We start from the raw sequence: 24,282 nt of genomic DNA, 5'->3' as shown, positions 1-24,282 counted from the left end.
TCTACGACCAATGAACAACGGGGGCCTCTGGCCCCCGTTTTCGTCTGCGGGCATGCTGCAGGTTCAATTTTGCCTTGGAGACCTGCCCATGCTGATGCGCGCCGACCGTTCGACCCTGCTGGTCATCGATATCCAGGAACGCCTGTGCCCGGCCCTGCACGAGGCCGAGGCGCTGGTGGACAACAGCGCCTGGCTGATCCGTGTGGCGCGCAAGCTGAACGTGCCGGTGCTGGTCAGCGAGCAGTACCCGAAGGGGCTGGGCCCGACCGTGGCGGCCTTGCAGCCGTTGCTGGAGAGCGTGACGCCGGTGGAAAAACTGCGCTTTTCCACCGCCCGGGAAGCGGCGCTGCTGGCCCAGCCCGGCGGCGAGCGGCAGCAGTTCGTGGTGTGTGGTGCGGAGACCCACGTCTGCGTGCTGCAGACGGTGCTGGAACTGCTGGAAGCCGGCCGGCAGGTGTTCGTGGTCGAGGAGGCGGTGACCTCGCGCACGCCGGCCAACAAGCAGCTGGCGCTGGCGCGCATGCGGCAGGCCGGCGCGCAGATCGTCTCGGGCGAGATGGTGGCCTTCGAGTGGATGGAACGGGCGGGGACCGAGACGTTCAAGGAAATCAGCCGGACGCTGATTCGCTGAACTGCCAAAGAGTTGGCGATATCGCGCCGATATCATGGCAGGCTTCTTGCTGGCGCACGGACTAACGTCAATCCCTGCACCATTTGGAGGCACGATGAGGCCTGTTCCGTTGCACAGCCCTTGGCGCGACCGTCGCCACCGACTCTATGCACTGCTCGTCTGGATGCTGGTCGGCCTGCTGCTGACCCGTCCGCAGACCCAGACCGGTGTTTTCATCGCGCTGGGTGTCTTTCCGCTGCTGGGCATCCTGGCCTTGCTGCTGCACCGCTGGTGGATCAATCGTTTCGCCCGCAGCAACCTGATGCACGCCATCTACGTCGGGCTGGTCATGCTGGTGAGTGGCGGGGTGTTCGAAGCCATCCAACTGCTGCGGCCATACCTGGGCGAACATTTTCTCTGACGCGCCGCAGGTGCGCCGTGCCCGGCGCGATGGTGGACAGGAAAGACGCTGTCCGCCCTACGGGTCCGCGCTGTTTCGTAGGGTGGATCGCGCTCCACCGATCCACCATGCGCGCCGTCAGGCAGCGCTAGCCGCCTTCTCCGCCCTGCCAGCCCTTGCGCCAGGCCTCGCGCTGCTTGGGCGTCAGGAAGGTCCATGACACGAAGCGGCTCTGCTTCTGGCCCTGCGCCATCGGCGTGATGCGGATATCGCGCGCGCCCAGCGCTTGCAGGCGGCTCTCCAGGCCCGGCAGGTTGCCCGCCTTGGACACCAGCGTGCTGAAGCGGTAGACCTGCGTGGCGACCTGCGCGCTTTCATGGGCCAGCGTGTCGATGAACGCCGCTTCGCCCCCGGGACAGTGCAGCTCGTTGCCCTGCCCACCGAAGTTGAGCACCGGCAGGGCACGCTTGGGGTCCAGCTTGCCTAGGTTGCGCCACTTGCGCCGGCTGCCGCTCAGCGCTTCGTCCGCCGAGGCGTGGAACGGCGGGTTGCACAGGGTCAGGTCAAAGCGCTCGTCCGGCTGGATCACGCCCTGGAAGATATGTGCGGGTTCGGCCTGCTGGCGCAGCTCGATACGTTCCTGCAGGCGATTGGCGCGCAGGATCTCCGCCGCCGCCTTAAGCGCGGTGGCATCGATGTCCGCACCGACGAAACGCCAGCCGTATTCATGCAGGCCGATCAGCGGGTAGACGCAGTTGGCGCCGCTGCCCACATCCAGCACCCGAATCCGCGAGCCCTCTGGGATGCGGTTGCCGTTGTCGCCGGCCAGCAGGTCGGCCAGGCCGTGCAGGTAGTCGGCGCGGCCGGGAATGGGCGGGCACAGGTAACCGGCCGGAATGTCCCAGTGGCGCAGGCCGTAGTGCTGGCGCAGCAGCGCGCGGTTGAACACCTTCACCGCTTCGGGATTGGCGAAGTCGATGCTCGGCTTGCCATAAGGATTGGTGATGACGAAACGCGCCAGTTCCGGACAGATTTTGATCAGGGCGGGAAAGTCGTAGCGTCCCTGGTGGCGGTTGCGTGGGTGCAGGGCGGGGGCAGCGGTGGACATCGGGAAACATCGGCGGGGGGATAGGGCGGCGATTTTCCCATATCCGTGCGGGTGGAGGGGAGCGTCCCTCGCTCGTGGGTGCGCCCCTTCTCTCCGGCCCTCTCCCGCGAGGGGAGAGGGGGGAAGCCGGCTCAGCCGCGCTTGCCCAGCACGCCGCGCAGGGTTTCCTGGATATCGGCGGGGATCAGCACGGTCTTGGCGTTGGTGCTCTTGCTTAGGCCTTCCATGGCGGCGATGTACTTCTCGCCGAGCAGGAACATCATCGGGCCGGTTTCGTTGCCGATGGCCGAGGTCACGCGACGAATCGCCTCGGCCGACGATTCCGCCAGGGTCACCTGGGCATCGGCGTCGCGCTTGGCCGATTCCAGGCGGGCCTCGGCCTCCAGGATCGCCGCCTGCTTGGCGCCTTCGGCGCGGGTCACGGTGGCCTTGCGCTCACGCTCGGCGGCGGCCTGCATTTCCATGGCGCGCTGCATGGATTCGGACGGCTTGATGTCCTGGATCTCCACCGACTTCACGGTCAGGCCCCAGTCCACGGCCTCGTCGGCGATGCTCTCGCGCAGGCGGGCCTTGATCTTGTCGCGCGAGGACAGCGCCTCGTCCAGCTCCATCTCGCCGACGATCGAACGCAGCGTGGTCATGATCAGGTTGCGGATCGCCTCGGAGAAATCGGTCACCCCGTATACCGCCTTCACCGGATCGGTGACCTTCACGAAGGCGATGGCGTTGGTGAGGATCACCGCGTTGTCGCGGGTAATCACTTCCTGCTCCTGCACGTCGAGGATGATGTCCTTGGTCACCAGCTTGTAGGCCACCCGATCCAGATAGGGAATCAGGATGTTCAGCCCCGGTCGTAGCGTGCTGTGGTACTTGCCCAGGCGCTCGACCACCCATTCCTCACCCTGCGCCACCAGGCGCACACCTTTGGCGACGGTGACCAGAATGAACACCAGCAGCACTACCGCAACAATCAATCCTTCATTCATGGATCTACTCCTTAAGCCTTGGCAACCTTGAGAAAACTGCCTTCCACGGAAATCAGCCGCACGCGCTCACCGGCGGCAATTGCGGATTCGGCCACGCAGGCCCATTCATCGGCGCCGAGGATCGGGCGCTGGAAGCGCACCTTGCCGCGCTGGAACGGCTCGACCGCGCCGACCAGCAGGCCGACTTCGCCCAGCACCGTGCCGTCGGCGGTGCCGATCAGCGTCTTGTGCCGGTCGCGGCGGAACACCTTGAACCACAGCGCCACCATGGCCAGCGAGGCCAGCCCCCAGACCAGCAGCTGCGTGGTCAGCGCCAGAGCGCCGGCCAGCAGCATCAGCAGGCCGACCAGCAGCGCGCCCAGGCCGAACCAGAGTACGAAGAAGGCGGGGATCGCCAGCTCCAGCAGGATCAGCAGCACGCCACCGACCACCCAGTACCACCATTCGATCGTCATCGTTTCCCTCCGGGATGAATCGCCCGCGCAGCCTACCAGTTCGACCGCCGCATCGCCCGTCGCAGACGCTTACAGCGGAAACACCAGCGGCACCAGCAGTACCGTCACCAGCATCACCAGCAGGGTGAAGGGCACGCCGATCTTCACGAAATCGCCGAAGCGATAGCGGCCCGGTCCGAGCACCAGGGTGTTCACCGGTGAGGAGATCGGTGTCATGAACGCCGCCGAGGCGGCCAGCGCCACGGTCATGGCGAAGGGGTAGGGCGACACACCCAGCTGTTGGGCCAACGACAGCGCAACGGGCGCCATCAGCACGGCGGTGGCGGTGTTGGAGATGAACAGCCCGGTCAGCGCCGTGACGGTGAACAGGCAGGCCAGCAGCACCTGCGGGCCGGCGTCGCCGAGCAGCGCAAGCAGGCCGTCCACCGCCAGCGCGATACCGCCGGTCTTCTGCAGGGCCAGGGCAAACGGCAGCATGCCGACGATCAGCACCAGGCTCGGCCAGTGGATGGACTTGTAGGCGCTGTCCATGTCGATGCAGCGGAAGGCGCCCATCAGCAGGCAGGCCAGCAGCGCGGCCAGGGCATTGGGCACCAGGCCGCTGACCATCAGCAGGATCATCACCGTCAGGCTGAACAGCGCGTGCGGCGCGCGGTCGCCGGCCGGCACCACCTCGTTCACTTCCATCGGCAGGCTGAGCACCAGGAAGTCACGGGACAGGCCGTGCAAACGGTCGATGTTCTTCCAGGACCCGGCGACCAGCAGGGTGTCGCCGGGGCGCAGCTTGTCATCGACCAGCACGCCTTCCAGCGCTTCGCGGTTGCGGCGCAGGCCCACCACGTTGAGCTGATGGCGGCTGCGGAAGCCCAGCTCCTGGATGGTCTTGCCCGGCAGCGTCGATTCCGGCGGCAGCGCTACCTCCGCCAGGCCCAGCTCATGGGCGTGGTCGGCGTAGTAGGAACTCTTCAGTTGCAGTGGCGCCAGGCCCAGCTCGTCATAGGCGCCCAGCAGGGCGATGGCGGGGCTGGCCAGGTCGACCAGCAGGATGTCGCCGGCCTGCAGGTTGGTGCTGCCGGTGGCCATCATCAGTTGGTTGCGGAAGCGCCCGTGGCGTTCGACGGCGATCACGTTGATGCCGTACTGGCTGCGCAGCTCCAGCTCGTTGAGCAGGCGGCCGGCCAGCGGCGACTCCGGCAGCACCCGCAGGCGCCGCTCGCGTTCGGAAAGCCGGTAGTCGCGCGCCAGGTCGGCCAGGGTATGGCGCGAGCGGTCGCCGGCCGACTGGCCGTCGTCGCTGCGCAACCAGCGCCGGGCGAACAGCATGTAGCCGATGCCCAGCGCCAGGATGGCGAGGCCTATGGGGGTGAAGGCGAAGAAATCGAAACCGCCCAGCCCGGCGCGGCGCAGCTCGCTGTGCACCACCAGGTTCGGCGGGGTTGCCACCAGTGTCAGCATGCCGCTGATCAGCCCGGCGAAGGCCAGCGGCATCATCAGTCGGCCGGGATTGATGCGCAGCCGTGCGGCGATGCCCATGACGATCGGGATGAAGATCGCCACCACGCCGGTGGAACTCATCACCGAGCCCAGGGTGGCCACCGCCAGCATCAGCAGCACCAGCAGGCGCGTCTCGCTGCTGCCGGCGGTGCGCACCAGCCAGTCGCCCATGCGGTAGGCGATACCGGTGCGCACCAGGCCATCGCCGATGATGAACAGTGCGGCGATCAGCACCACACTCGGGTCGCTGAATCCGGCCAGTGCCTCCGGTACCGTGAGGATGCCCAGCAGTGGCAGCGCCACCATGGCCAGGACGGCTACCACGTCCATGCGCGGTTTATTGCGTACGAACAGTGCGACACAGCAGGTGAGCAGGGCGAGAACCAGCAAGAGATCAAGGGTCATGGGAGATACGACAAGGAAGGCGTGGCGAAATGCCGGCATACGATACCGGTAACCGGGGTTTTTGGAAGGCCCCGGGTCGGTCGTAGGATGGATCGCGCTTCACCGATCGATCGCGCCGCCAGGTGCGGCTGGCTAGGTGCGGCTGGCTAGGTGCGGCCGGCTAGGTGCGGCAACCCTCAGCCGCAGCGGGGCGCTGTGCCTTCCTCGCCGTGGGCGTCCAGCGGCTCCTCGCAACCGAGGCCACCGTCGCGGCGCGGGCGGATGAACACCGCGCCGAGGTGGTAGCCGGTCAGGCCGAAGGCGATCAGCCAGGCCAGGCCGCTGGCGACGATCAGGGTGCCATAGGGCCAGCCGGGCAGGCCGGCGGCCAGGCGCAACAGCGCGCCGGCTACCAGCAAGGCGGCGCTGGTGGGCACCCAGGCGCGTGGGTCGAGTTCCTCGCCGCTGTGGGTGCGTCCGGCGATGTTGAGCACCGCGAACACCGACAGGCCCATGCCACCGAGGGTCAGCAGGTGCCGGCCGGCACTCATCGGCAGTGCTTGCCAGAGCAGGGCCGCCCCCAACGCGGCGTAGCCGAGCGCCATCAGCCAATAGATCAGGTACAGCGACAGGGCCCAGCGGCTGAACAGCGCGCGGCCCACATGCCAGTCGTTGAGGATGTTGAACAGCGCGGCGGCGCAGGCCAGCGCCAGCCAGCCGCCGACCCTGGCGCCCGGCAGCAGGAACTCCGCCAGCGTGTAGAGCGCTATGCAGAAGATCGCCAGGTTGCGACGCGGCGGCAGGGCGCGGTAGACCCGCGGCTCGTCCTGCGGATCATCGGCCTGCCGCGCCTCCAGGGCATCGTTGACGATGCGCATGGAGATGCGGCTGAGGGCGATCAGCACCAGCGCGAGCATGGCACCGATGCCGGCGTGCAGCCAGCGCATCGGCGGCAGGCCCTGCAGCAGGTCGCTGTAGAAGCCGATGGCGGTGAGCGCGAAGCTCAGCAAGCCGGCGGCAAAGGCCCATTGGCGCCGACTCGGCTCGGCGAACAGGCGGCGCGCCAGCAGCAGCGGCAGGGCCAGCGCCAGGCCGACGTTGCACAGCGCCGCCGGCCAGGGGCCGAGCAGGCCGCTGAGCCAGAAGCTGGCGCGGGCCAGCAGCCACAGCACCAGCAGCCAGAAGAACAACGGCCGGCCCACCGGCGCGGTGCGGGTGAACTCCGGCACGGCGGTGAGCACGAAGCCGGCCACGGCAGCCAGGCCGAAGCCGAACAGCAGCTCGTGGGCATGCCACACCAGCGGCCCGCCGAGCGCCGTCGGCAGCGGCCACAGGCCGCGCAGATATCCCAGCCACAGGCCGATCAGCAGCACGGCGCTGGCCAGGGTGGCCAGGAAGAACGGGCGGAAGGCGCAGAGCAGCCAGGGTGCGCCCTGCCATCGGGCGGGAACGGCGAGTTTCAGCATCGGCTCGGGCTCCGGGGGGGCGCGTCAAGGGAGCTGTCGGGCAGCACCGAAAGGGTTGCCGGTTGGCCGGCGGGCTGGACGGCGACGGCATCCGGCAGGCCGAAGCTGTCGCGCACCACGCGTTCCTGCAGCAGCTCGGCGGTGGTGCGATACACCCAGGCATCGTCGCGCTGCGCGCGCGGCTGGGCGAGGGCGAAGCGGCCGACGATGCGTCCCGGTTCGGCGGCCATCAGCAGGATGCGGTCGGACAGGCGCACGGCCTCCATCAGGTCATGGGTGATCATCAGCACCGCCATGCCGCGCTCGGCCTGCAGTTGCTGCAGCAGTGCGTAGAGCTCGGTCTTCAGGCCGATATCCAGCGCCGCGAACGGCTCATCGAGCAGCAGCAGGTCGGGCTCGGGCAGCAGCGCGCGGGCCAGCGCCACGCGGCTCTGCATGCCGCCGGAGAGCTGGCGCGGGAACTTGTCCAGGTCGTCACGCGACAGGCCCAGGCGCGCGGCCAGGCGGATGGCGGCGGCCTCGCGCCGCGCGCGCGGCACGCCGCGGGCCTTGAGGCTCAGGGCGATGTTGCCCTGCGCGGTCTTCCAGGGCAGCAGGCGTGGCTGCTGGAACAGTGTCACCGGGTTGGCGAAGCCGTTGGCGATTCCGCCGTCCTGCACATCCAGCAGGCCATTGCACAGGTGCAGCAGGGTGGTCTTGCCGCAGCCGGAAGGGCCGACCAGCGCGCAGACCTCGCCAGCGCTCAGGGTGAAGGAAATGTCGGCCAGCACCTGGGTGCGCACGAAGCTGTGCGCCAGTTGGCGGACCTCAAGGCGTGGATGGCTCATCAGGACGGCTCCCGCCAGCGCTCGACTTCGCGTTTGAGCGGCTCCAGCAACAGGTATTCGATAGCCAGCAGCAGGCCGACCACGGCGCTGACCCAGGCCAGGGTGCCGGCGCTGTCCAGGTGCGAACGGGTGATCGCCAGGGCGGCGCCGACGCCGTCCTGGCTGGCCAGCAGCTCGGCCATGATGACGATCTTCCAGGACATGCCCAGCGCCGCCACCCAGGCCGGGAACAGGTAGGAGAACAGGTGCGGCAGATACACATCCAGCACCATCAGGTGTGGCGGCAGGTGCAGGGTACGCGCCATCTCGCGCAACTGGCCGTCCAGTGTGCGGGTGCCCTGCAGGGCGCCGATGAACACCACCGGGAAGGCGGCGACGAACACCGTGAACACCGGCGTGCCGTCGCTGGCGCCAAACCACAGCATGGCCAGGACCAGCCAGGCGATCGGCGGCATGCCGAGCAGCACGGTGACCAGCGGGCGCGACATCATCGAGGCGGTCATCGACACCCCGGCAGCCAGCCCCAGCGCACTGCCGATCAGCAGCGCCAGCGCCAGCCCGCTCAGCGCGCGGCGGCCGGTGATCGCCAGCTCCTGCACGGCGCTGCCCTCGGCCCAGAAACGACCCAGGGAGGCGAATGCCTCCAGGGGTTGAGCCAGCACCAGCGAACCGTAGTGTTCGGCGGCCAGCTGCCAGCCGGCGAACAGCAGCAGCAGGCTGGCCAGGGCACCCCAGCCGCTCCACAGGTAGGCCGGCCAGTCGCCCAGCAGGGTGCGCAGCAGTCTCATGGGCGGGCGTCCAGGTAGAAGCCGTCATCCGGCAACTTGCCGCCGATCAGCGCCGGGTTGCGCGCCTGCAGCTGCTCGAACAGGAACTCCACCTCCGGGCGGGCGTCCGGTGCGGCCATCGCCTGCATCTGGCTGACCGCCATGGCGTCGCTGACCGCTTCGGGCAGCAGCGCCGGCAGGTGCTTGACCACCAACTGCCCGCACGCCTCGGCGTTGGCCTGGCACCAGGCCAGCGAGTCGGCGTAGGCGCTGGCGACGCGCGCGGCCAGAACGGCGTCCTCGCGGGCCGCGCCGACCAGCGCGATGCCGGCCTGGGCGATGCGCGGCGCGCGCTGGAAGCTCAGTCCCCAGGCCTGCTGGATGTCCAGGCTGCGGTACAGCTCCGGGGCCACCAGGCTGAGCGGGAAGGAGCCGCTCTTGCGCAGCGCCATGGACACCGCCGGCTCGGCCAGCAGGGCATGGTCGACACGGCGCATCAGCAGCAGCTGCAGGGCGTCCATCGGATTGGCCACGTAGCGCAGCGTGAGGTCCTGGCGCGGGTTCAGCCCGGCGCGCTCGGCGAGCAGGCCGAACAGCACGTCGGGCATGTCGCCGCGAAACGGCATGGCGATTTCCTTGCCGCGAAAGTCCTCGATGCGCGTCAGTCCCGGTTCGCGGGACACCATCCACAGCAGCCCCCAGGTGGAGACGTTGAGCAGCGCCACCGGGGCGCCACGGTTGTAGAGGTTGGCGGCGACGTTGACCGGCATGGCCAGCACGTCAGCCTGGCCGTTCAGCGCCATCAGCCGCAGCTGGTCCGGGTCGCGCCAGCTGACGAACTCCACGCGCTCGGCCAGGTCGGCGAGCGCGCCGGACTCGACCATGTGGATCAGCGGGTTGGACACCGCCGACAGCGGCCCGGCCAGCAGCAGCCGCTGGCGCGGCTCGGCCTGCGCCGCGCCGACCCACAGCAGGGCGGCGCACATCAGGTACAGCAGACGAGTGATCATCAGAATGCTCCGCTTACCGCCAGCACGGCGCCGCGCCCCGGCATGGCCAGTTCCTGGCCGCTGACGCCGTCGGCCAGGTGTTCGTGGTAGCGCTTGTCCAGCAGGTTGTTCAGGCGCAGGTCGAGGCGCGCGGTATCCAGCACGCCGAGGCTGCCGAAGCCCCAGCCGACCCGGGCGTCGACCACCGCGTAGCCGGGCGTGGCGTCCTCGGTGCCGTTGGCGAAGCGGGTAGCGATGCGCTCCTGCTCGGCCACCGCGCGCACCCCTGCGCGCCAGGACAGGCCGCGCTCGGCCGGCTGGCCGATGCCCAGACGCAGCTCATGGGCCGGCATCTGGTACAGCGGCTCGTCGTACTGCTGGTTCTCGCCGCGCAGCCAGGTGAAGCCGGCATCCAGCAGGAAGGCGCCCAGCGGCAGGTCGAGGTTGCCCTCCAGGCCGTAGATCTCCACTTCGTCGATGTTCTCGGTGCGCTTGACCGGCAGGCCGGCCTGCAGTTGTCCGGCGACCACGCGGCCGGCGATGTAGTCGTCGATGCGCGTGTGGAAGGCCGCCAACTGGTAGCCGAGCGCGCCGTCGCGACCCTTGAGGCCGATCTCCACGCTGGTGGAGCGTTCCGGGTCCAGCTGTGGGTTGCCGATGTGGTAGTAGCCGTCGCCGCGCGCCGCGTCCTCGAAGCGCTCGCGCAGGTCCGGCGAGCGGTAGGCTTGGCCGAGGTTGGCGTAGGCATTGAGGGTGTCGGTCAGCGGCTGCACCACGCCGAGCGACCAGGAAAGGTTGTTGTCACTGCTTTTCAGACCCTGGGTCTGCGCCATGGGGCCGCTGCCCTTCTGCGGCATCGCCCTCGACCCGGTCGTAGCGCAGGCCGGCCGTGAACTGCGTCTGGCCGAGGCTGTATTCATCCTGCACGAACAGGCCGGCGGAGGTGACCTCGCCGTCCTCGAAGGGGTTGTTGAGCACACGCGTGCCGGTCGGCGACAGGTAGCGCTCCGGATCGCCGGTCATCTTCCAGCCGTCGACGCCGATGCTCAGCTGGTGGCTGTCGCCCAGCGAGGCCAGCCAGGTGCTGCGCAGGCCGTGGGTGATGAAGCTGACGTCGTTCTCCACGTAGTTGCGCTGCTGCCGCGAGGACCAGGCGCGGATCTGGCGGAACACCTCCTGGCGGTACAGCTCGGTGGACAAGCTGCCGACGCCGAGCGGCGCATCCAGGCCGAGGGCATAGAGCTCGCGGGTCTGCTCCGGCGAATGCATGGTGATCTCGCCGAGCAGCGCGGCCTGGGCGGGCGGCGCGGACTTGCGCGAGGCCGGATACCAGACGTCGCGGTCGTCGTGGCGTTGGGCGTTGAAACGCAGCACGTAGTCGTCGGCGAGCTTCTGCTGGTACTTGAGCAGCAGGCTGTTGGAGCGGTAGCCGGTGTTCGCCTGCGTACCGTCCGGGCTGTCGTAGTCGCCGACATCGCTGCCGGCCACGCCCGCCACCAGACCGTGATCGGGCCCGGAATCCTCCAGCAGCAGCGCGCCGCTCAGGGCATCGTCGACCGTGCCGGCGCTGAGGCCGAACCGACCCCCCTGCCGGTGCCGGTCGCTGAAACGCGCCGGCGGAGTGAGTAGGTTGACCGCGCCACCCAGTGCGCCGCTGCCGTAGAGTACCGAGCCCGGGCCCTTGACCACTTCCACGCGGTCCACCAGGCCCAGGTCGCTGAACGAGGCCAGCGCGCCCTGCGGCTGCGCGGAGTTGACTCGCACGCCATCGACCAGCAGCACCACGCTTTCCTTCTTCAGGCCGCGCAGCACCGGGTTCTGCCCCCAGGCGCCGTCGCTGTGCACGGCCAGGCCGGGCTCGCCGCGCAGCAGGCTGCCCAACGGTTCGCTGCTGGCCGGTTGCGGGCGCAGCACTTCGATGGCCTGCGGGGTGTTCTGGCTGTCACTGGCGTAGCCACGGGCGGTAACCACGGTGCTGTCCAGGGTGAGGGTGTCGGCGAACGCGGGCAGACTGGCCAGGGTGAGGGCCAGGGCGAGCGGGGTGGGGCGCAGGTGCATGTGGAACTCCCAGCGGAATGCGGTTTGGGAGCAATGCTAATACGAACGAGAAGTATTCTCGCTTGACGAAAATCAAGTCAGGGGTAGCCGAGGATGGCCTTCAGTTGCGGCAGATGGTTTTCGATCCAGCGCGGATCGATCGGGCCCCAGTCGCGAATGCGGTAGCGGCCGGCGTTGTGGCGTTCGCCGTCGCCTTGCTCGAAGGTGCAGTCGATGTCCAGCTCGGCCAGTGCCTCCAGGGTGTCCTGGGCGGTGCGGCGCGGCATGCCGGTGGCGGCCATGATGGCCGGCACGCTGCTGGCGGTGTCGCTGTGGATCAGCCAGGCCACGTACAGGCGGCGGTAGAAGCTGGTCTTGGTCTTGCTCGGTGGCATGGAGGTGACTTCCTTGTCAGGCGGGGCGCCGTAGCGCCCCGGAGGAGGAACATCAGAGCATGTTGATCGCGAAGTAGGCGGCCGCGCCGGCGGTGTACCCGAGGAAGGCCAGCAGGCTGACCCGCTTGATGTACCAGAAGAAGCCGATGCGCTCCATGCCCATTGCGGCCACGCCGGCGGCCGAGCCGATGATCAGCGAGCTGCCGCCGGTGCCGGCGCAGAAGGCCAGCAATTCCCAGAAGCGACCGTCGGTGATGAACTGGGAAAGCCAGCCAGAGTCCTCGGCGGCGGCGGAGGCCAGCATGCCGTCGCTGACCAGCGGGTACATCTTCATGGCGCCGGCCACCAGCGGCACGTTGTCGACCACGGCGGAGAGCAGGCCGATGGCGTAGTTGATGGCGAAGATGTTGCCCAGGCTGTCGCGCAGCAGAGTTGCAACCTGGGTCAGGTGACCGGCGGTGGCCAGCGAGGATACCGCCAGCAGGATGCCGAGGAAGAACAGGATGCTCGGGGTGTCGACGCGGTGCAGCACACCGATCACCGACAGTGGGTGCTTGTGCTCGGCGAGCTTGTTGCGGTGCAGCATCTCGGTGGCGACCCACAGCACGCCGAGGCCGAACAGGATGCCCATGTAGGGCGGCAGGCCGGTGACGGTCTTGAACACCGGTACGAACAGTAGGGCGCCCAGGCCTAGGGCCAGTACCAGGTTGCGCTCGAAGTCGGTGGTGACGGGCGGGTGTTTCTCACCCAGGTGCTTCTGGCTGCGCGGACGCGGCGCCTCGCCGTGCAGGCGGAAGCTCAGCACGATCAGCGGCACCAGCAGACAGATCAGGCTGGGGATGAACAGCTGGGTGATCACGCCCTGGGCGGTGATCTGGCCGCCGATCCACAGCATGGTGGTGGTCACGTCACCGATCGGTGACCAGGCGCCGCCGGCGTTGGCGGCGATCACCACGACGCCCACGTACAACCAGCGTTCCGGCCGGCCGCGTACTAGCTTGCGCAGCAGCGAGATCATCACGATGGTGGTGGTCAGGTTGTCCAGTACTGCGGACAGGAAGAAGGTCAGCAGGCCGATGATCCACAGCAGCGACACACGCTTGCGGGTGTGGATGCGGTCGGTAATCACCTTGAAGCCGCCGTGGGCGTCGATCAGTTCGACGATGGTCATGGCGCCGAGCAGGAAGAACAGGATCTCGGCGATCTCGCCCAGGTGGTGGCGCAGTTCGCCCACGACGAAGGCGGAGGAGTCCGCCGGGTTGTGGGTGCCGAGCTCTAGGAGCGGCAGGATCTGGTCGGCGCCCAGAACGAGCACCGCCCAGGTGAGGGCGGCGGTGAGGATGGCCGAGGCGGCCTTGTCGAGCTTGAGCGGATGTTCGAGCGCGATGCACAAATAGCCAACGATAAAGATGGCTGCCATCAGGAGATACATGGACATGACTCCAAAGTGAGGGGATTCGTGCGCGGGAGGCTCGGCTGGCGTGGAGCTAATGAGGTAATAGCCAGGCGCCATCATCCGTCATGGCTGGGCATTATGCCTGTTTGGACGGGTGAGCGAAATTGTCGCAGGTCAAGCGCGCAGTAAAACCCGGAAACAGATCGCGAAGGGATCTGCTTCCGGGCTTCGGGGATTACAGCGTGGCGATGCGCTTGTGCTGTTCGACCAGCTTGGCCAGGGCCTGTTCGGCTTCGGCCAGCTTGGCGCGTTCCTTGTCGATCACCGCCGGCGGGGCCTTGTCGACGAAGCTGGCGTTGGACAGCTTGCCGCCGACGCGCTGCACCTCGCCCTGCAGGCGGGCGATTTCCTTGTCCAGGCGCGCCAGCTCGGCATCCTTGTCGATCAGCCCGGCCATCGGCACCAGCACGCGCATCTCGCCGACCAGGGCGATGGCGGCCAGCGGCTCGCGCTCCTCGGCGCCCAGTACGCGCACCGATTCCAGCTTGGCCAGCTTGGCCAGCAGTGGCTCGAAGTCGCGCAGGCGGCGGCGATCCTGCTCGCTGGCGTTGGCCAGCACCACGTTGATGCGTTTGGCCATGGAGATGTTCATCTCGCCGCGAATCTGCCGCACGCCGAGCATGAAGGTCTTCACCCAGGCGATGTCGGCCTCGGCATCGGCGTCCAGCCTGGCCTCGTTCGCCACCGGCCAGGGTTGCAGCATCAGGGTCGGGCCTTCCTTGCCGGCCAGGCCCTTGATGCGCTGCCAGATCTCTTCGGTGATGAACGGCATGATCGGATGGGCCAGGCGCAGGATCACCTCCAGCACGCGCACCAGGGTGCGGCGGGTACCGCGCAGGCGCTCGGCGGGAGCGTTCTCGTCCCACAGCACCGGCTTGACCAGCTCCAGGTACCAGGCGCAGTACTCGTCCCAGATGAACTCGTAGAGGGCCTGGGCGGCCAGGTCGAAGCGGAAGGCGTCCAGGTGGCGGGTGACATCGTCCTCGCAGCGCTGCAGCGCGGAGATGATCCAGCGGTCCACGGCGGACAGCTCGACGGGCTCATCGTTGACGCCGCAGTCCTTGCCGTCGGTGTTCTCCAGCACGAAGTTGGTGGCGTTCCACAGCTTGTTGCAGAAGTTGCGGTAGCCCTCGACGCGGCCCATGTCGAACTTGATGTCGCGACCGGTGGAGGCCAGCGAGCAGAAGGTGAAGCGCAGGGCGTCGGTGCCGTAGCTGGCGATGCCGTCGGGGAACTCGGCGCGGGTCTGCTTGGCGATCTTCTCGGCCAGCTTGGGCTGCATCATGCCGCTGGTGCGCTTGGCCACCAGGGTTTCCAGGTCGATGCCGTCGACGATGTCCAGCGGGTCGAGCACGTTGCCCTTGGACTTGGACATCTTGTGGCCCTGGCTGTCGCGCACCAGGCCATGGACATAGACGGTCTTGAACGGGATCTCGCCCATCAGGTGGGTGGACAGCATGATCATCCGGGCGACCCAGAAGAAGATGATGTCGAAGCCGGTGACCAGCACGTCGGTGGGGTGGAAGGTCTTCAGGAAGTCGGTCTGCTGCGGCCAGCCGAGGGTCGAGAAGGTCCACAGGCCGGAGCTGAACCAGGTGTCCAGCACGTCGTCATCCTGGCGCAGCGCCTCGTCGTTGCGGATGCCGTGCTTCTTGCGCACCTCCGCCTCGTCGCGGCCGACGTAGACGTTGCCCGCTTCGTCATACCAGGCCGGGATACGGTGACCCCACCACAGCTGGCGGCTGATGCACCAGTCCTGGATGTCGCGCATCCAGCTGAAGTACATGTTCTCGTACTGCTTGGGCACGAACTGGATCTCGCCGCTCTCCACCACGGCGATGGCCTTCTCGGCCAGCGGCTTGGTGGACACGTACCACTGGTCGGTCAGCCAGGGCTCGATGACCGTGCCGGAACGGTCACCCTTGGGTACCTTCAGGGCGTGATCGTCGATCTTCTCCAGCAGGCCCATGGCCTCGAACTCGGCAACGATGGCCTTGCGGGCATCGAAGCGGTCCATGCCGGCATAGGCGGCCGGCAGTTCGGCATCGACGTGCTCGTTGACGCTGCCGTCCAGGTTGAACACCTGGGCGCGCGCCAGCACGGCGGCGTTCTTGTCGAAGATGTTGATCAGCGGCAGGTTGTGGCGCTTGCCGACTTCATAGTCGTTGAAGTCGTGGGCCGGGGTGATCTTCACGCAGCCGGTGCCGAACTCGCGGTCGACGTACTCGTCGGCGACGATGGGAATCAGGCGGTTGACCAGCGGCAGCAGCACGTGGCGACCGATCAGGTCCTTGTAGCGCTCGTCCTCAGGGTGCACGGCCACGGCGGCGTCGCCGAGCATGGTTTCCGGGCGGGTGGTGGCCACCACCAGGTAGCTCAGCCCTTCGGCGGTCTTCGCGCCCTCGGCCAGCGGATAGCGCAGGTGCCAGAGATGGCCCTTCTCGTCGTGGTTCTCCACTTCCAGGTCGGAAATGGCGGTGTGCAGCTTGGTGTCCCAGTTGACCAGGCGCTTGCCGCGGTAGATCAGGCCGTCCTCGTGCAGGCGCACAAAGGCTTCCTTGACTGCCTCGGACAGGCCTTCGTCCATGGTGAAGCGCTCGCGCGACCAGTCCACCGAGCTGCCCAGGCGACGGATCTGCCGGGTGATGGTGCCGCCGGACTGCTCCTTCCATTCCCAGACCTTCTCCAGGAACTTCTCGCGGCCCAGATCATGGCGCGACAGGTTCTGCGCGGCCAGCTGGCGCTCCACCACCATCTGGGTGGCGATGCCGGCGTGGTCGGTGCCCGGCTGCCACAGGGTGTTGCGACCCTGCATGCGGCGGAAGCGGATCAGCGCATCCATGATCGCGTTGTTGAAACCATGGCCCATGTGCAGGCTGCCGGTCACGTTCGGCGGCGGCAGGGCGATGGTGTAGGACTCGCCGGACCCTTGCGGGGCGAAATAGTTGTTCGCCTCCCATTCGGCGTACCAACGGGATTCAATGGCGTGCGGCTGGTAGGTCTTGTCCATGCGGCGGGACCCTTAACGGCTGATCGGAAAAAGCCGGTGAGTATAAGGCAAAGCCGCGATGCCTGTGGGAGCGGCTTTTGCCGCACGAATTTCCCTGCGGCGCGTTCCCGTTACGACTTCCCGGCGCGGATCAGAGTGCTCATGCGCTGGCGCAGCCGCTTGCGGATTTCGTCCTCGATGCGCGGCAGGTACTCATCCAGCACTTCCTGGAAGACCAGCTCGGCCGCATTGCGCAACTCGTCGTTGCTGCGCCGCTCGGTACTCGGCGCGGCGGCCGGCTTTGGCGGGAGAACGCCCGGCTCGAGCACATCGCTGAGCACGGGAATGCCATCGGCATCCAGGGCATCGGTGAGCAACGGCGGCTCGGGGGCGACCCGAGGGCGTTGCGCGCCCGGACTTTGCAGCGGGGAAGTGGGGCGGGGCGGCGGTTTGCGTTCCATGACGGCTGGTGGACGCTCAGAGTTCGACACGCTGTGGAGCATAGCCGCGTTGGCGGTACTGGCGGAAATGTTCCCGGCAGATGGTCAGCAGCTCGGGCGCCTGGTTGACGATCTCGATCACCCGGCTGTAGCGCTCGGGGTCGGCGGGCAGATCGGGGTGCAGGTTGATCAGCAGACCCTGCGCATGGGCCGGTTGCTGGTCGACGCCGATCACCACCGGAGCATCCGCGCCATCCTCGTGGCGGTTGTGGGGGATGAAGCTGGCGCTGCGGTAGCTCCACAGCAGGTTGTCCAGCGCTTCGCAGTCGGCCTCGTCCGCGCCGCGGATGAACACGGTCAGGCCGGCTCGCCAGGCCTTGCCGGCCAGCTGGCAGGCGACCTTGAGGCGCTGGCGCGTATCGGTATCGGGCAGGACGTAGAACTCGACGCGTGGCATGCGGCTTCCGGGTCAGGTGAGGCGGGCGCCGGATCTCGACGCCCGCGCGGGAGGATCAGCCCTCGCTGCGGTCCAGCAGGTACTGGGTAAGCAGCGGAACCGGGCGGCCGGTGGCGCCCTTTTCCTTGCCGCCGCTGATCCAGGCGGTGCCGGCGACATCCAGGTGCGCCCAGGGATACGCCTTGGTGAAGCGCGACAGGAAGCAGGCGGCGGTGATGGTGCCGGCCTTCGGGCCGCCGATGTTGGCGATGTCGGCGAACGGACTGTCCAGCTGTTCCTGGTAGTCGTCGAACAGCGGCAGCTGCCAGGCGCGGTCGTCGGCGGCGACGCCGGCGCCCAGCAGCTGCTGCACCAGGGCGTCGTCGTTGCCCATCAGGCCGGAGGTCTGGCTGCCCAGCGCGACGATGCAGGCGCCGGTCAGGGTGGCGATATCCACTACGGCCTTGGGCTTGAAGCGCTCGGCGTAGGTCAGGGTGTCGCACAGCACCAGGCGGCCTTCGGCGTCGGTGTTGAGGATCTCCACGGTCTGCCCGCTCATGGTGGTGACGATGTCGCCCGGGCGGGTGGCGCGGCCGCTCGGCATGTTCTCCGCGCAGGCCAGCAGGCCGACCAGGTTGATCGGCAGGCCGAGTTCCAGCACGGTCTTGAAGGTGCCGAGCACGCTGGCGGCGCCGCACATGTCGTACTTCATCTCGTCCATGCCCGGGCCGGGCTTGAGGCTGATGCCGCCGGTGTCGAAGGTGATGCCCTTGCCGACCAGCACGTAGGGCTGCTCGCTTTTCTTCTTCGCGCCCTGGTACTGCAGGACGATCAGTCGCGGCGGCTGCTCACTGCCCTGGGCCACGGCGAGGAAGGCGCCCATGCCCAGCTCGCGCAGCTTTTTCTCGGTGAGAATTTCGACCTTCAGGTGCTTGTGCTCGACGGCCAGCGCCTCGGCCTGTTCTGCCAGGAAACTCGGGTGGCACAGGTTCGGCGGCAGGTTGCCCAGATCGCGGGCCAGTGCCATGCCGGCGGCGATGGCGCTGGCCTGGCGGGTGGCGCGCTCGGCGTCATCGGTGGCGGCGGTCAGCAGGGTGATCTTCTTCAGCTTGCGCGGCTTGGCCTTTTCGCTCTTGAAGCGGTCGAATACGTAGTTGCCGTCGGCCAGGCACTCGGCGATCAGGCGGGCGCGGCCGTAGGCGTCGCGGTCCTTGACCTGCACGTCGTCGAAGGCCAGCGCGGCATCGCCGCCGGCCAGTTCCTTGAGCACGCCGAAGGTGGCGCCGAGCACCTTGCGGAACTGCTTGGCGGACAGGGAGTCTTCCTTGCCGCGGCCGACCAGCAGGATGCGCTCGGCCTTGATGTTCGGCAGGCCCTGCAGCAGCAGAGTCTGGCCCGGCTTGCCGGCCAGGTCGCCACGCTTGAGCAGCGCGCCCAGCGCGCCCTCGCTGGCGGTGTCCACCGCACGGGCCTGCTCGCCCAGCTGCTGGTCTTCGCCGACCGCCAGCACCAGCGTGGCGGTCTTCAGGGTTTCCGGGCGGGTATTTTTGACAAGGAATTCCATTGCTGTGTGTCCCCAAGACAAAGGGTCGGCTTTGCAGGATAATCGCCGGCTGATTTCAGTGGCTCGCCGGACGGTGGGCCGGCCCGAGAATGCGGCTAGTGTGAGCGTTGCCGCCCGCGGCTGACAACCCTGGAGTGCCCCGTGTGATCATCTTCCGCTACCTGTCCCGCGAGCTGTTGGTCACCGCCACCGCGGTCAGCGCCGTGCTGCTGGTGATCATCATGAGCGGGCGCTTCATCAAGTACCTGGCACAGGCGGCGCAGGGCATGCTCGACCCCAGCGTGCTGATGTGGGTGATGCTCTATCGCATGCCGGGTTTCCTGCAGTTGATCCTGCCGCTGGGCTTCTTCCTGGCGATCATGCTCAGTTACGGCCGCCTGTACCTGGAAAGCGAAATGGCCGCGCTGTCGGCGTCCGGCATGAGCCAGCAGCGCCTGCTGCTCTACACCCTGGGACCGGCCGCGCTGCTGGCGCTGGTGGTGGGCTGGCTGTCGCTGGCGCTGGCGCCGACCAGCGCCCAGTCCTCGTGGGAACTGCTGGCGTCGCAGAAGAACCTGAGCGAACTGGAGACGCTGTCCGCGGGGCGCTTCCAGGAGCTGAGCTCCGGCAGCCGGGTGACCTACACCGAGTCCCTGAATGCCGAGCGAACGGTGCTGAACGGCGTGTTCATCACTGAGCGTGACAAGAATGGGCAGATCACCAACCTGGTGGCCGAAACCGGTCGGCAGCTGATCCAGGAGGATGGCCGACGCTATCTGGTTCTGGAGAACGGCTACCGGTACGACGGCGTCCCGGGCCAGGCGGATTACCGGGTGCTGCGGTACGACCGCTACGGCGTGCTGCTGCCCAGCCCGGAGGGCGGCCTGACCCCTAATCGCAGCCTGGATGATGATCCCACCGCCAGCCTGTGGGGACACGCCGGCCGGGCCCAGCAGGCGGAGCTGCAGTGGCGTCTGTCGCTGCCGCTCATCGTGCTGGTGATGACCCTGTTCGCCGTGCCGATGGCCAAGGCCAACCCGCGCCAGGGCCGTTACCTCAAGCTGCTGCCGGCGCTGTTTCTGTACATGAGTTATCTCGGCCTGCTGATCGCCATGCGCAGCCAGGTGGAAAAGGGCGGCATCCCCCCGCAGATCGGCCTCTGGTGGGTGCACCTGCTGTTCCTGATCATTGGCGCGCTGATCTTCTTCTGGGAGCCGCTGTCGTTGAAGTGGGCCGCGCTGCGCGCCGCCCGGCAGGAGGGTCGCCCATGAACCGGCTGGATCGTTACATCGGTCGCCAGGTGCTGATGTCCATTCTGGCGGTCCTCGGGGTCCTGTGGGGATTGTCGCTGCTGTTCGCGCTGATCGATGAGCTGGCTTTCATGCGCGGCCAGTACGGCGTGCCCGAGGTGATCGAGTATGTGCTGCTGACTTCGCCACGCCGTCTGTATGAATTGCTGCCGATGGGCGCGCTGATCGGCTGCCTGATCGGCCTGGGCACGCTGGCGAGCAGCAGCGAACTGACGGTGATGCGCGCTTCCGGTGTGCCGCTGGTGCGTATCGTCGGGGCGGTAATGGCGCCGATGCTGCTGCTGATGGTGCTGGGCCTGGCGTTGTCCGAATTCGTGATGCCGAAAACCGAGGTACTCGCCGATTTCAAGCGCGAAATGGCGCGCAACGGTGGTCAGGCGCTGAGCTCCAAGGGGTTGTGGCATCGGGAAGGCAACCAGTACGTGCACATCAACGCCGCGCGCAGCGATGGCGTGATGCTGGGTATCACGCGCTTTACCTTCGATGACGCGCGGGTGCTGCGGGAGTCGAGCTTTGCCGCCCGCGCCGAGTTCGTCGGCGATCACTGGGTCTTGCACGAAGTGGTCGGCACGCGTTTCGCCGAGCAGAGCACCGAGGTTATCCGACAGCCCACCGAGATCTGGCGGGTGGAACTGACGCCGCAGCTGGTAGGCACCCTGATCACCGAACCGGACGCCCTGTCCATCAGTGGCCTGTGGCAGTACGCGCGCTTCCTCGGCGGCCAGGGGCTGGACAACGGCCCCTACTGGCTGGCGTTCTGGGGCAAGGTGCTGCAGCCGCTGATCACCGCCTCGCTGGTGATCCTGGCCATCTCCTTCATCTTCGGCCCGCTGCGCTCGGTGACCCTCGGCCAGCGCATCTTCACCGGCGTGCTGGTGGGCTTCGTGTTCCGCATCATCCAGGACCTGCTCGGCCCGGCCAGTCTGGTATTCGGCTTCTCGCCCCTGCTGGCGGTGGTGCTGCCGGGCGCGGTCTGTGCCCTGATCGGCCTGCGGCTGTTGCAGCGCGCAGGCTGACCTGAGGGATTCAGCGCTGGCGGCGCCAGGCGTTGCCAGCGATCACCAGCAGGGTGACGGCGGTCAGCGGCAGGGCGTAGCCGACCAGGGCATGACCGAGAATGCTGGCTTGCGGCAAGCCGACGCTGAACAGCACCAGATAGCTGGTGTAGGCGACGTAGTAAGCCAGGAACAGAAGGCCTTCCCAGCGGTTGATCCGGTAGCCGACGAAGAACACCGGTAGGCAGGCCACGGCCACGGCGATCATCACCGGGAAATCGAAGGCCAGGGCGTTGGGGGAGACCGAGATCGCCGCAGGCGATACCAGCGAGGCCAGGCCGAGTACGGCGAGCAGGTTGAAAATGTTGCTGCCGACGATGTTGCCTACCGCGATATCGCGCTCGCCCTTGACGGCGGCAATCAGCGAGGTGGCCAGCTCTGGCAACGAGGTGCCGACCGCGATCACCGTCAGGCCGATGACCAGCTCGGAAAAGCCCAGCGCCCGCGCCAGCGACACGGCACCTTCCACCAGCAGGTTGGCGCCACCCACCAACAGCGCCAGACCGGCGACCAGCAACAGCAGATCGCGGGCCCAGGCGTAGGGCCTGGGCGTCTCGTGCAGGCCGTATTCGGTGCCGAACTCATCGCTGGCACTGCCCGGATCCTTGCGGCTCTGCACGATCAGGAACAGCGTGTAGGTCACCACGGCGGCAAACAGCAGGGCGCCGTCGAGGCGGCTCAGCTCGCCATCCCAGGCCAGGGCAAACACCACCAGGCTGGCGCCGATCATGATCGGCACGTCCAGGCGGATCAGCTGGCGCGACACCGTGAGCGGCGCGATCAGCGCGGTGAGGCCGAGGATCAGCAGCACGTTGGCGATATTGCTGCCCACCACGTTGCCGATCGCCAGGTCGCCGCTGCCGGCCAGTGCCGACTGCACGCTGACGGCGGTTTCCGGCGCGCTGGTGCCGAAGGCCACCACGGTCAGGCCGATCACGAGGGGTGAGATGCCGAAGCGCGCGGCCAGGCGCGCGGCGCCCCGTACCAGCAGCTCGGCGCCGATCACCAGCAGGATCAGCCCCGCGATCAGATAGACGAACGTCATCAGACTCATGAATGTGCATCCTGGAAGCGGGCCGGCGGGCCCGAAGGGTTTCGTTCAGCGGGGCCGCGCTTGTGCCGGCCACGCCATCAGGGCGAGAAAAAGGTATTCAATTGCGGCTGGTCAATCGCTCCACGCGCACCTGGGCGACACCGCTGCGCAGCATGTCCAGACGTTTGGCGGCGGCGCGCGACAGATCGATCACCCGTCCCTTGGCATAGGGGCCGCGGTCGTTGATGCGCACCACCACCGACTTGCCGTTCTTCAGGTTGGTGACTTTCACACGCGTGCCGAAGGGCAGGCTGCGATGGGCGGCGGTGAGGTCATACTGGTCGAAGGGCTCGCCGCTGGCGGTCTTGCGACCGTGAAAGCGGGGGCCATACCAGGAGGCCTTGCCTTCCAGGGTCTTGTGCGGGCTGGCTTCGACCGGGGCGGGAAGCAGCGCGGTGTGCTGGTTGCCGGGGTTGCTGCAGGCGAATAACAGAACGGCGCTGAGCAGGATAAAGAGATAACGCATGCGAGGACCGGATGGGTTAGGCGCCCACGATGGGCAGGATAACGGCATGCCGGTGATCCGCCCGGATACGGCATGCCCCGGTGCCGGCCTTCCATGGCCGACGGGTAATCAACCTTCGAGTTTCTTCTTGAGCAATTGGTTCACCTGGCCGGGGTTGGCCTTGCCCTTGGAGGCCTTCATGGCCTGGCCGACGAAGAAGCCGAACATCTTGGCGCGCTTGGCCTCGTCGCTGGCGCGGTACTGCTCGACCTGCTCGGCGTTGGCCGCCAGCACCTCATCCAGCATGGCTTCGATGGCGCCGCTGTCGGTGACCTGCTTGAGGCCCTTGCTTTCGATGATCGCATCGGCCGTCGCGCCTTCGCCGGCGGCCAGGGCTTCGAAGACCATCTTGGCGATCTTGCCGCTGATGGTGTTGTCCTGGATGCGCTGGATCAGCCCGCCGAGCTGGGCGGCAGAGACCGGCGACTGCTCGATGTCCAGGCCTTCCTTGTTGAGCAGGCTGGACAGCTCGCCCATCACCCAGTTGGCGGCCAGCTTGGCGTCGCCGCAGACCTGCTGCACGGCCTCGAAGTAGTCGGCCATTTCGCGGCTGGCGCTCAGCACGCTGGCGTCGTAGGTCGACAGGCCGAACTGGCTTTCGAAGCGTGCGCGCTTCTCGGTCGGCAGCTCCGGCAGCTCGCCGCGCACCTGCTCGATGAAGCTGTCCTCCAGCACCACCGGCAGCAGGTCGGGGCAGGGGAAGTAGCGGTAGTCGTTGGCTTCTTCCTTGCCGCGCATGGAGCGGGTCTCGTCCTTGTTCGGGTCATACAGGCGGGTTTCCTGAATGACCTTGCCGCCGTCCTCGATCAGCTCGATCTGCCGCTGGATCTCGTGGTTGATCGCCTTCTCGATGAAGCGGAACGAGTTGACGTTCTTGATCTCGGCGCGGGTGCCGAACGTTTCCTGGCCCTTGGGGCGCACCGACACGTTGCAGTCGCAGCGCAGCGAGCCTTCGGCCATGTTGCCGTCGCAGATCCCCAAGTAGCGCACCAGGGCGTGGATGGCCTTGACGTAGGCCACCGCTTCCTTGGCCGAACGGATGTCCGGTTCGGAGACGATTTCCAGTAGCGGCGTGCCGGCGCGGTTCAGGTCGATCCCGGACATGCCATGGAAGTCCTCGTGCAGGCTCTTGCCGGCGTCTTCTTCCAGGTGCGCGCGGGTGATGCCGATGCGCTTGACCGTGCCGTCTTCCAGGGTGATGTCCAGGTGGCCCTTGCCGACGATGGGGTGGTCCATCTGGCTGGTCTGATAGCCCTTGGGCAGGTCCGGGTAGAAGTAGTTCTTGCGCGCGAACACATTGGTGCGGCCCAGTTCGGCGTCAATGGCCAGGCCGAACTTCACCGCCATGCGCACGGCCTGCTCATTCAGCACCGGCAGGGTGCCCGGCATGCCCAGGTCGACCAGGCTGGCCTGGGTGTTGGGCTCGGCGCCGAAGGTGGTGGCGCTGGCCGAGAAGATCTTCGATTGGGTGGAGAGCTGGGCGTGGATTTCCAGGCCGATCACGGTTTCCCATTGCATGTGGGGCGTTCCTCGAATT

The 24,282-nt window shown here is 67.4% G+C and carries 23 protein-coding genes; 4 read left to right on the top strand and 19 right to left on the bottom strand.

The genetic code is table 11. The annotated features are described in order from the left end of the window. Positions 1 to 88: 88 nt before the first annotated feature. Together SF06_RS08665 and SF06_RS08660 are read left to right on the top strand one after the other, a co-directional pair. On the top strand, positions 89 to 631 hold the full coding sequence (locus SF06_RS08665; protein ID WP_039560815.1) for a hydrolase: 543 nt from the start codon (positions 89 to 91) through the stop codon (positions 629 to 631). 94 nt (positions 632 to 725) lie between these two features. Next, positions 726 to 1,031 (top strand): hypothetical protein, encoded by a 306-nt coding sequence (locus tag SF06_RS08660; RefSeq protein ID WP_139182057.1) that lies wholly within the window; start codon positions 726 to 728, stop codon positions 1,029 to 1,031. Positions 1,032 to 1,158: 127 nt separating this feature from the next. On the opposite strand, the gene rlmF is transcribed toward SF06_RS08660, so the two are convergent. The 16 genes from rlmF to SF06_RS08585 form a co-directional block, all read right to left on the bottom strand. Continuing rightward, positions 1,159 to 2,118 (bottom strand): 23S rRNA (adenine(1618)-N(6))-methyltransferase RlmF, encoded by a 960-nt coding sequence (gene rlmF / locus SF06_RS08655; protein WP_039560814.1) that lies wholly within the window; start codon positions 2,116 to 2,118, stop codon positions 1,159 to 1,161. A 131-nt stretch (positions 2,119 to 2,249) separates the two neighbouring features. Next, complete coding sequence (locus tag SF06_RS08650; RefSeq protein WP_039560811.1) at positions 2,250 to 3,104, bottom strand: SPFH domain-containing protein; 855 nt, start codon at positions 3,102 to 3,104, stop codon at positions 2,250 to 2,252. 11 nt (positions 3,105 to 3,115) lie between these two features. Next, entirely contained in the window at positions 3,116 to 3,559 is a 444-nt protein-coding gene (locus SF06_RS08645; protein ID WP_039560810.1) for an NfeD family protein, read from the bottom strand. Positions 3,560 to 3,628: 69 nt separating this feature from the next. Further along, entirely contained in the window at positions 3,629 to 5,458 is a 1,830-nt protein-coding gene (locus SF06_RS08640) for an SLC13 family permease (protein WP_027590555.1), read from the bottom strand. A gap of 176 nt (positions 5,459 to 5,634) precedes the next feature. Beyond that, the gene (locus tag SF06_RS08635; protein WP_039560809.1) at positions 5,635 to 6,903 is read right to left on the bottom strand and encodes an NnrS family protein; all 1,269 of its coding nucleotides are present in this window, start codon (positions 6,901 to 6,903) and stop codon (positions 5,635 to 5,637) included. Next, positions 6,897 to 7,730, bottom strand: coding sequence for an ABC transporter ATP-binding protein (locus SF06_RS08630; RefSeq protein WP_039560808.1), 834 nt, complete (start codon positions 7,728 to 7,730; stop codon positions 6,897 to 6,899). Before SF06_RS08630 ends, SF06_RS08635 begins: the two co-directional genes overlap by 7 nt. Then, complete coding sequence (locus tag SF06_RS08625; RefSeq protein WP_039560806.1) at positions 7,730 to 8,518, bottom strand: ABC transporter permease; 789 nt, start codon at positions 8,516 to 8,518, stop codon at positions 7,730 to 7,732. The genes SF06_RS08630 and SF06_RS08625 overlap by 1 nt, the downstream gene beginning before the upstream one ends. Then, positions 8,515 to 9,507: an ABC transporter substrate-binding protein gene (locus SF06_RS08620; RefSeq protein WP_039560803.1), complete on the bottom strand. Its 993-nt coding sequence runs from the start codon at positions 9,505 to 9,507 to the stop codon at positions 8,515 to 8,517. The genes SF06_RS08625 and SF06_RS08620 overlap by 4 nt, the downstream gene beginning before the upstream one ends. Further along, complete coding sequence (locus tag SF06_RS18720; protein ID WP_234703316.1) at positions 9,507 to 10,319, bottom strand: TonB-dependent receptor plug domain-containing protein; 813 nt, start codon at positions 10,317 to 10,319, stop codon at positions 9,507 to 9,509. Before SF06_RS18720 ends, SF06_RS08620 begins: the two co-directional genes overlap by 1 nt. After that, positions 10,288 to 11,544 (bottom strand): TonB-dependent receptor plug domain-containing protein, encoded by a 1,257-nt coding sequence (locus SF06_RS18715; RefSeq protein ID WP_234703315.1) that lies wholly within the window; start codon positions 11,542 to 11,544, stop codon positions 10,288 to 10,290. Before SF06_RS18715 ends, SF06_RS18720 begins: the two co-directional genes overlap by 32 nt. A gap of 77 nt (positions 11,545 to 11,621) precedes the next feature. Continuing rightward, complete coding sequence (locus SF06_RS08610) at positions 11,622 to 11,918, bottom strand: winged helix-turn-helix domain-containing protein (protein WP_039560802.1); 297 nt, start codon at positions 11,916 to 11,918, stop codon at positions 11,622 to 11,624. 52 nt (positions 11,919 to 11,970) lie between these two features. Next, positions 11,971 to 13,350, bottom strand: coding sequence for a sodium:proton antiporter NhaD (gene nhaD / locus SF06_RS08605; RefSeq protein ID WP_039560801.1), 1,380 nt, complete (start codon positions 13,348 to 13,350; stop codon positions 11,971 to 11,973). A gap of 199 nt (positions 13,351 to 13,549) precedes the next feature. Beyond that, complete coding sequence (locus tag SF06_RS08600) at positions 13,550 to 16,384, bottom strand: valine--tRNA ligase (RefSeq protein ID WP_039560799.1); 2,835 nt, start codon at positions 16,382 to 16,384, stop codon at positions 13,550 to 13,552. Between the two features lie 110 nt (positions 16,385 to 16,494). Then, positions 16,495 to 16,824 (bottom strand): DNA polymerase III subunit chi, encoded by a 330-nt coding sequence (locus tag SF06_RS08595; protein ID WP_234703314.1) that lies wholly within the window; start codon positions 16,822 to 16,824, stop codon positions 16,495 to 16,497. 16 nt (positions 16,825 to 16,840) lie between these two features. Beyond that, positions 16,841 to 17,260: a DNA polymerase III subunit chi gene (locus SF06_RS08590; RefSeq protein ID WP_039560798.1), complete on the bottom strand. Its 420-nt coding sequence runs from the start codon at positions 17,258 to 17,260 to the stop codon at positions 16,841 to 16,843. Positions 17,261 to 17,315: 55 nt separating this feature from the next. Further along, positions 17,316 to 18,803, bottom strand: a complete 1,488-nt coding sequence (locus SF06_RS08585) for a leucyl aminopeptidase (RefSeq protein ID WP_027590564.1) — start codon at positions 18,801 to 18,803, stop codon at positions 17,316 to 17,318. A gap of 143 nt (positions 18,804 to 18,946) precedes the next feature. Between SF06_RS08585 and lptF the strand changes: the two genes are divergently transcribed. Continuing rightward, the gene (gene lptF, locus SF06_RS08580; protein ID WP_039560797.1) at positions 18,947 to 20,053 is read left to right on the top strand and encodes an LPS export ABC transporter permease LptF; all 1,107 of its coding nucleotides are present in this window, start codon (positions 18,947 to 18,949) and stop codon (positions 20,051 to 20,053) included. After that, a complete protein-coding gene (gene lptG, locus SF06_RS08575) occupies positions 20,050 to 21,108 on the top strand; it encodes an LPS export ABC transporter permease LptG (protein WP_027590566.1) in 1,059 nt (352 codons plus the stop codon). The genes lptF and lptG overlap by 4 nt, the downstream gene beginning before the upstream one ends. Before the next feature lie 10 nt (positions 21,109 to 21,118). Here lptG and SF06_RS08570 read toward each other — a convergent pair whose 3' ends face one another. The 3 genes from SF06_RS08570 to gatB form a co-directional block, all read right to left on the bottom strand. Beyond that, entirely contained in the window at positions 21,119 to 22,201 is a 1,083-nt protein-coding gene (locus tag SF06_RS08570; RefSeq protein ID WP_039560794.1) for a calcium/sodium antiporter, read from the bottom strand. Positions 22,202 to 22,298: 97 nt separating this feature from the next. Beyond that, positions 22,299 to 22,706, bottom strand: a complete 408-nt coding sequence (locus tag SF06_RS08565) for a septal ring lytic transglycosylase RlpA family protein (protein WP_039560793.1) — start codon at positions 22,704 to 22,706, stop codon at positions 22,299 to 22,301. Between the two features lie 108 nt (positions 22,707 to 22,814). Then, on the bottom strand, positions 22,815 to 24,263 hold the full coding sequence (gatB, locus tag SF06_RS08560; RefSeq protein ID WP_039560791.1) for an Asp-tRNA(Asn)/Glu-tRNA(Gln) amidotransferase subunit GatB: 1,449 nt from the start codon (positions 24,261 to 24,263) through the stop codon (positions 22,815 to 22,817). Positions 24,264 to 24,282 lie beyond the last annotated feature (19 nt).

Source organism: Pseudomonas flexibilis (assembly GCF_000802425.1).
Taxonomy (GTDB): Bacteria; Pseudomonadota; Gammaproteobacteria; order Pseudomonadales; family Pseudomonadaceae; genus Serpens; species Serpens flexibilis.
The sequence above is the reverse complement of the archived record's forward strand: the minus strand, read 5'-3'. Positions and strand labels throughout refer to the sequence as shown.

Excerpts from the sequence above, each read along its gene's own strand:
- SF06_RS08665 (WP_039560815.1), top strand. The coding sequence starts at position 89 with ATGCTGATGCGCGCCGACCGTTCGACCCTGCTGGTCATCGATATCCAG.
- SF06_RS08660 (WP_139182057.1), top strand. The coding sequence starts at position 726 with ATGAGGCCTGTTCCGTTGCACAGCCCTTGGCGCGACCGTCGCCACCGA.
- rlmF (WP_039560814.1), bottom strand. The coding sequence starts at position 2,118 with ATGTCCACCGCTGCCCCCGCCCTGCACCCACGCAACCGCCACCAGGGA.
- SF06_RS08650 (WP_039560811.1), bottom strand. The coding sequence starts at position 3,104 with ATGAATGAAGGATTGATTGTTGCGGTAGTGCTGCTGGTGTTCATTCTG.
- SF06_RS08645 (WP_039560810.1), bottom strand. The coding sequence starts at position 3,559 with ATGACGATCGAATGGTGGTACTGGGTGGTCGGTGGCGTGCTGCTGATC.
- SF06_RS08640 (WP_027590555.1), bottom strand. The coding sequence starts at position 5,458 with ATGACCCTTGATCTCTTGCTGGTTCTCGCCCTGCTCACCTGCTGTGTC.
- SF06_RS08635 (WP_039560809.1), bottom strand. The coding sequence starts at position 6,903 with ATGCTGAAACTCGCCGTTCCCGCCCGATGGCAGGGCGCACCCTGGCTG.
- SF06_RS08630 (WP_039560808.1), bottom strand. The coding sequence starts at position 7,730 with ATGAGCCATCCACGCCTTGAGGTCCGCCAACTGGCGCACAGCTTCGTG.
- SF06_RS08625 (WP_039560806.1), bottom strand. The coding sequence starts at position 8,518 with ATGAGACTGCTGCGCACCCTGCTGGGCGACTGGCCGGCCTACCTGTGG.
- SF06_RS08620 (WP_039560803.1), bottom strand. The coding sequence starts at position 9,507 with ATGATCACTCGTCTGCTGTACCTGATGTGCGCCGCCCTGCTGTGGGTC.
- SF06_RS18720 (WP_234703316.1), bottom strand. The coding sequence starts at position 10,319 with ATGGCGCAGACCCAGGGTCTGAAAAGCAGTGACAACAACCTTTCCTGG.
- SF06_RS18715 (WP_234703315.1), bottom strand. The coding sequence starts at position 11,544 with ATGCACCTGCGCCCCACCCCGCTCGCCCTGGCCCTCACCCTGGCCAGT.
- SF06_RS08610 (WP_039560802.1), bottom strand. The coding sequence starts at position 11,918 with ATGCCACCGAGCAAGACCAAGACCAGCTTCTACCGCCGCCTGTACGTG.
- nhaD (WP_039560801.1), bottom strand. The coding sequence starts at position 13,350 with ATGTATCTCCTGATGGCAGCCATCTTTATCGTTGGCTATTTGTGCATC.
- SF06_RS08600 (WP_039560799.1), bottom strand. The coding sequence starts at position 16,384 with ATGGACAAGACCTACCAGCCGCACGCCATTGAATCCCGTTGGTACGCC.
- SF06_RS08595 (WP_234703314.1), bottom strand. The coding sequence starts at position 16,824 with ATGGAACGCAAACCGCCGCCCCGCCCCACTTCCCCGCTGCAAAGTCCG.
- SF06_RS08590 (WP_039560798.1), bottom strand. The coding sequence starts at position 17,260 with ATGCCACGCGTCGAGTTCTACGTCCTGCCCGATACCGATACGCGCCAG.
- SF06_RS08585 (WP_027590564.1), bottom strand. The coding sequence starts at position 18,803 with ATGGAATTCCTTGTCAAAAATACCCGCCCGGAAACCCTGAAGACCGCC.
- lptG (WP_027590566.1), top strand. The coding sequence starts at position 20,050 with ATGAACCGGCTGGATCGTTACATCGGTCGCCAGGTGCTGATGTCCATT.
- SF06_RS08570 (WP_039560794.1), bottom strand. The coding sequence starts at position 22,201 with ATGAGTCTGATGACGTTCGTCTATCTGATCGCGGGGCTGATCCTGCTG.
- SF06_RS08565 (WP_039560793.1), bottom strand. The coding sequence starts at position 22,706 with ATGCGTTATCTCTTTATCCTGCTCAGCGCCGTTCTGTTATTCGCCTGC.
- gatB (WP_039560791.1), bottom strand. The coding sequence starts at position 24,263 with ATGCAATGGGAAACCGTGATCGGCCTGGAAATCCACGCCCAGCTCTCC.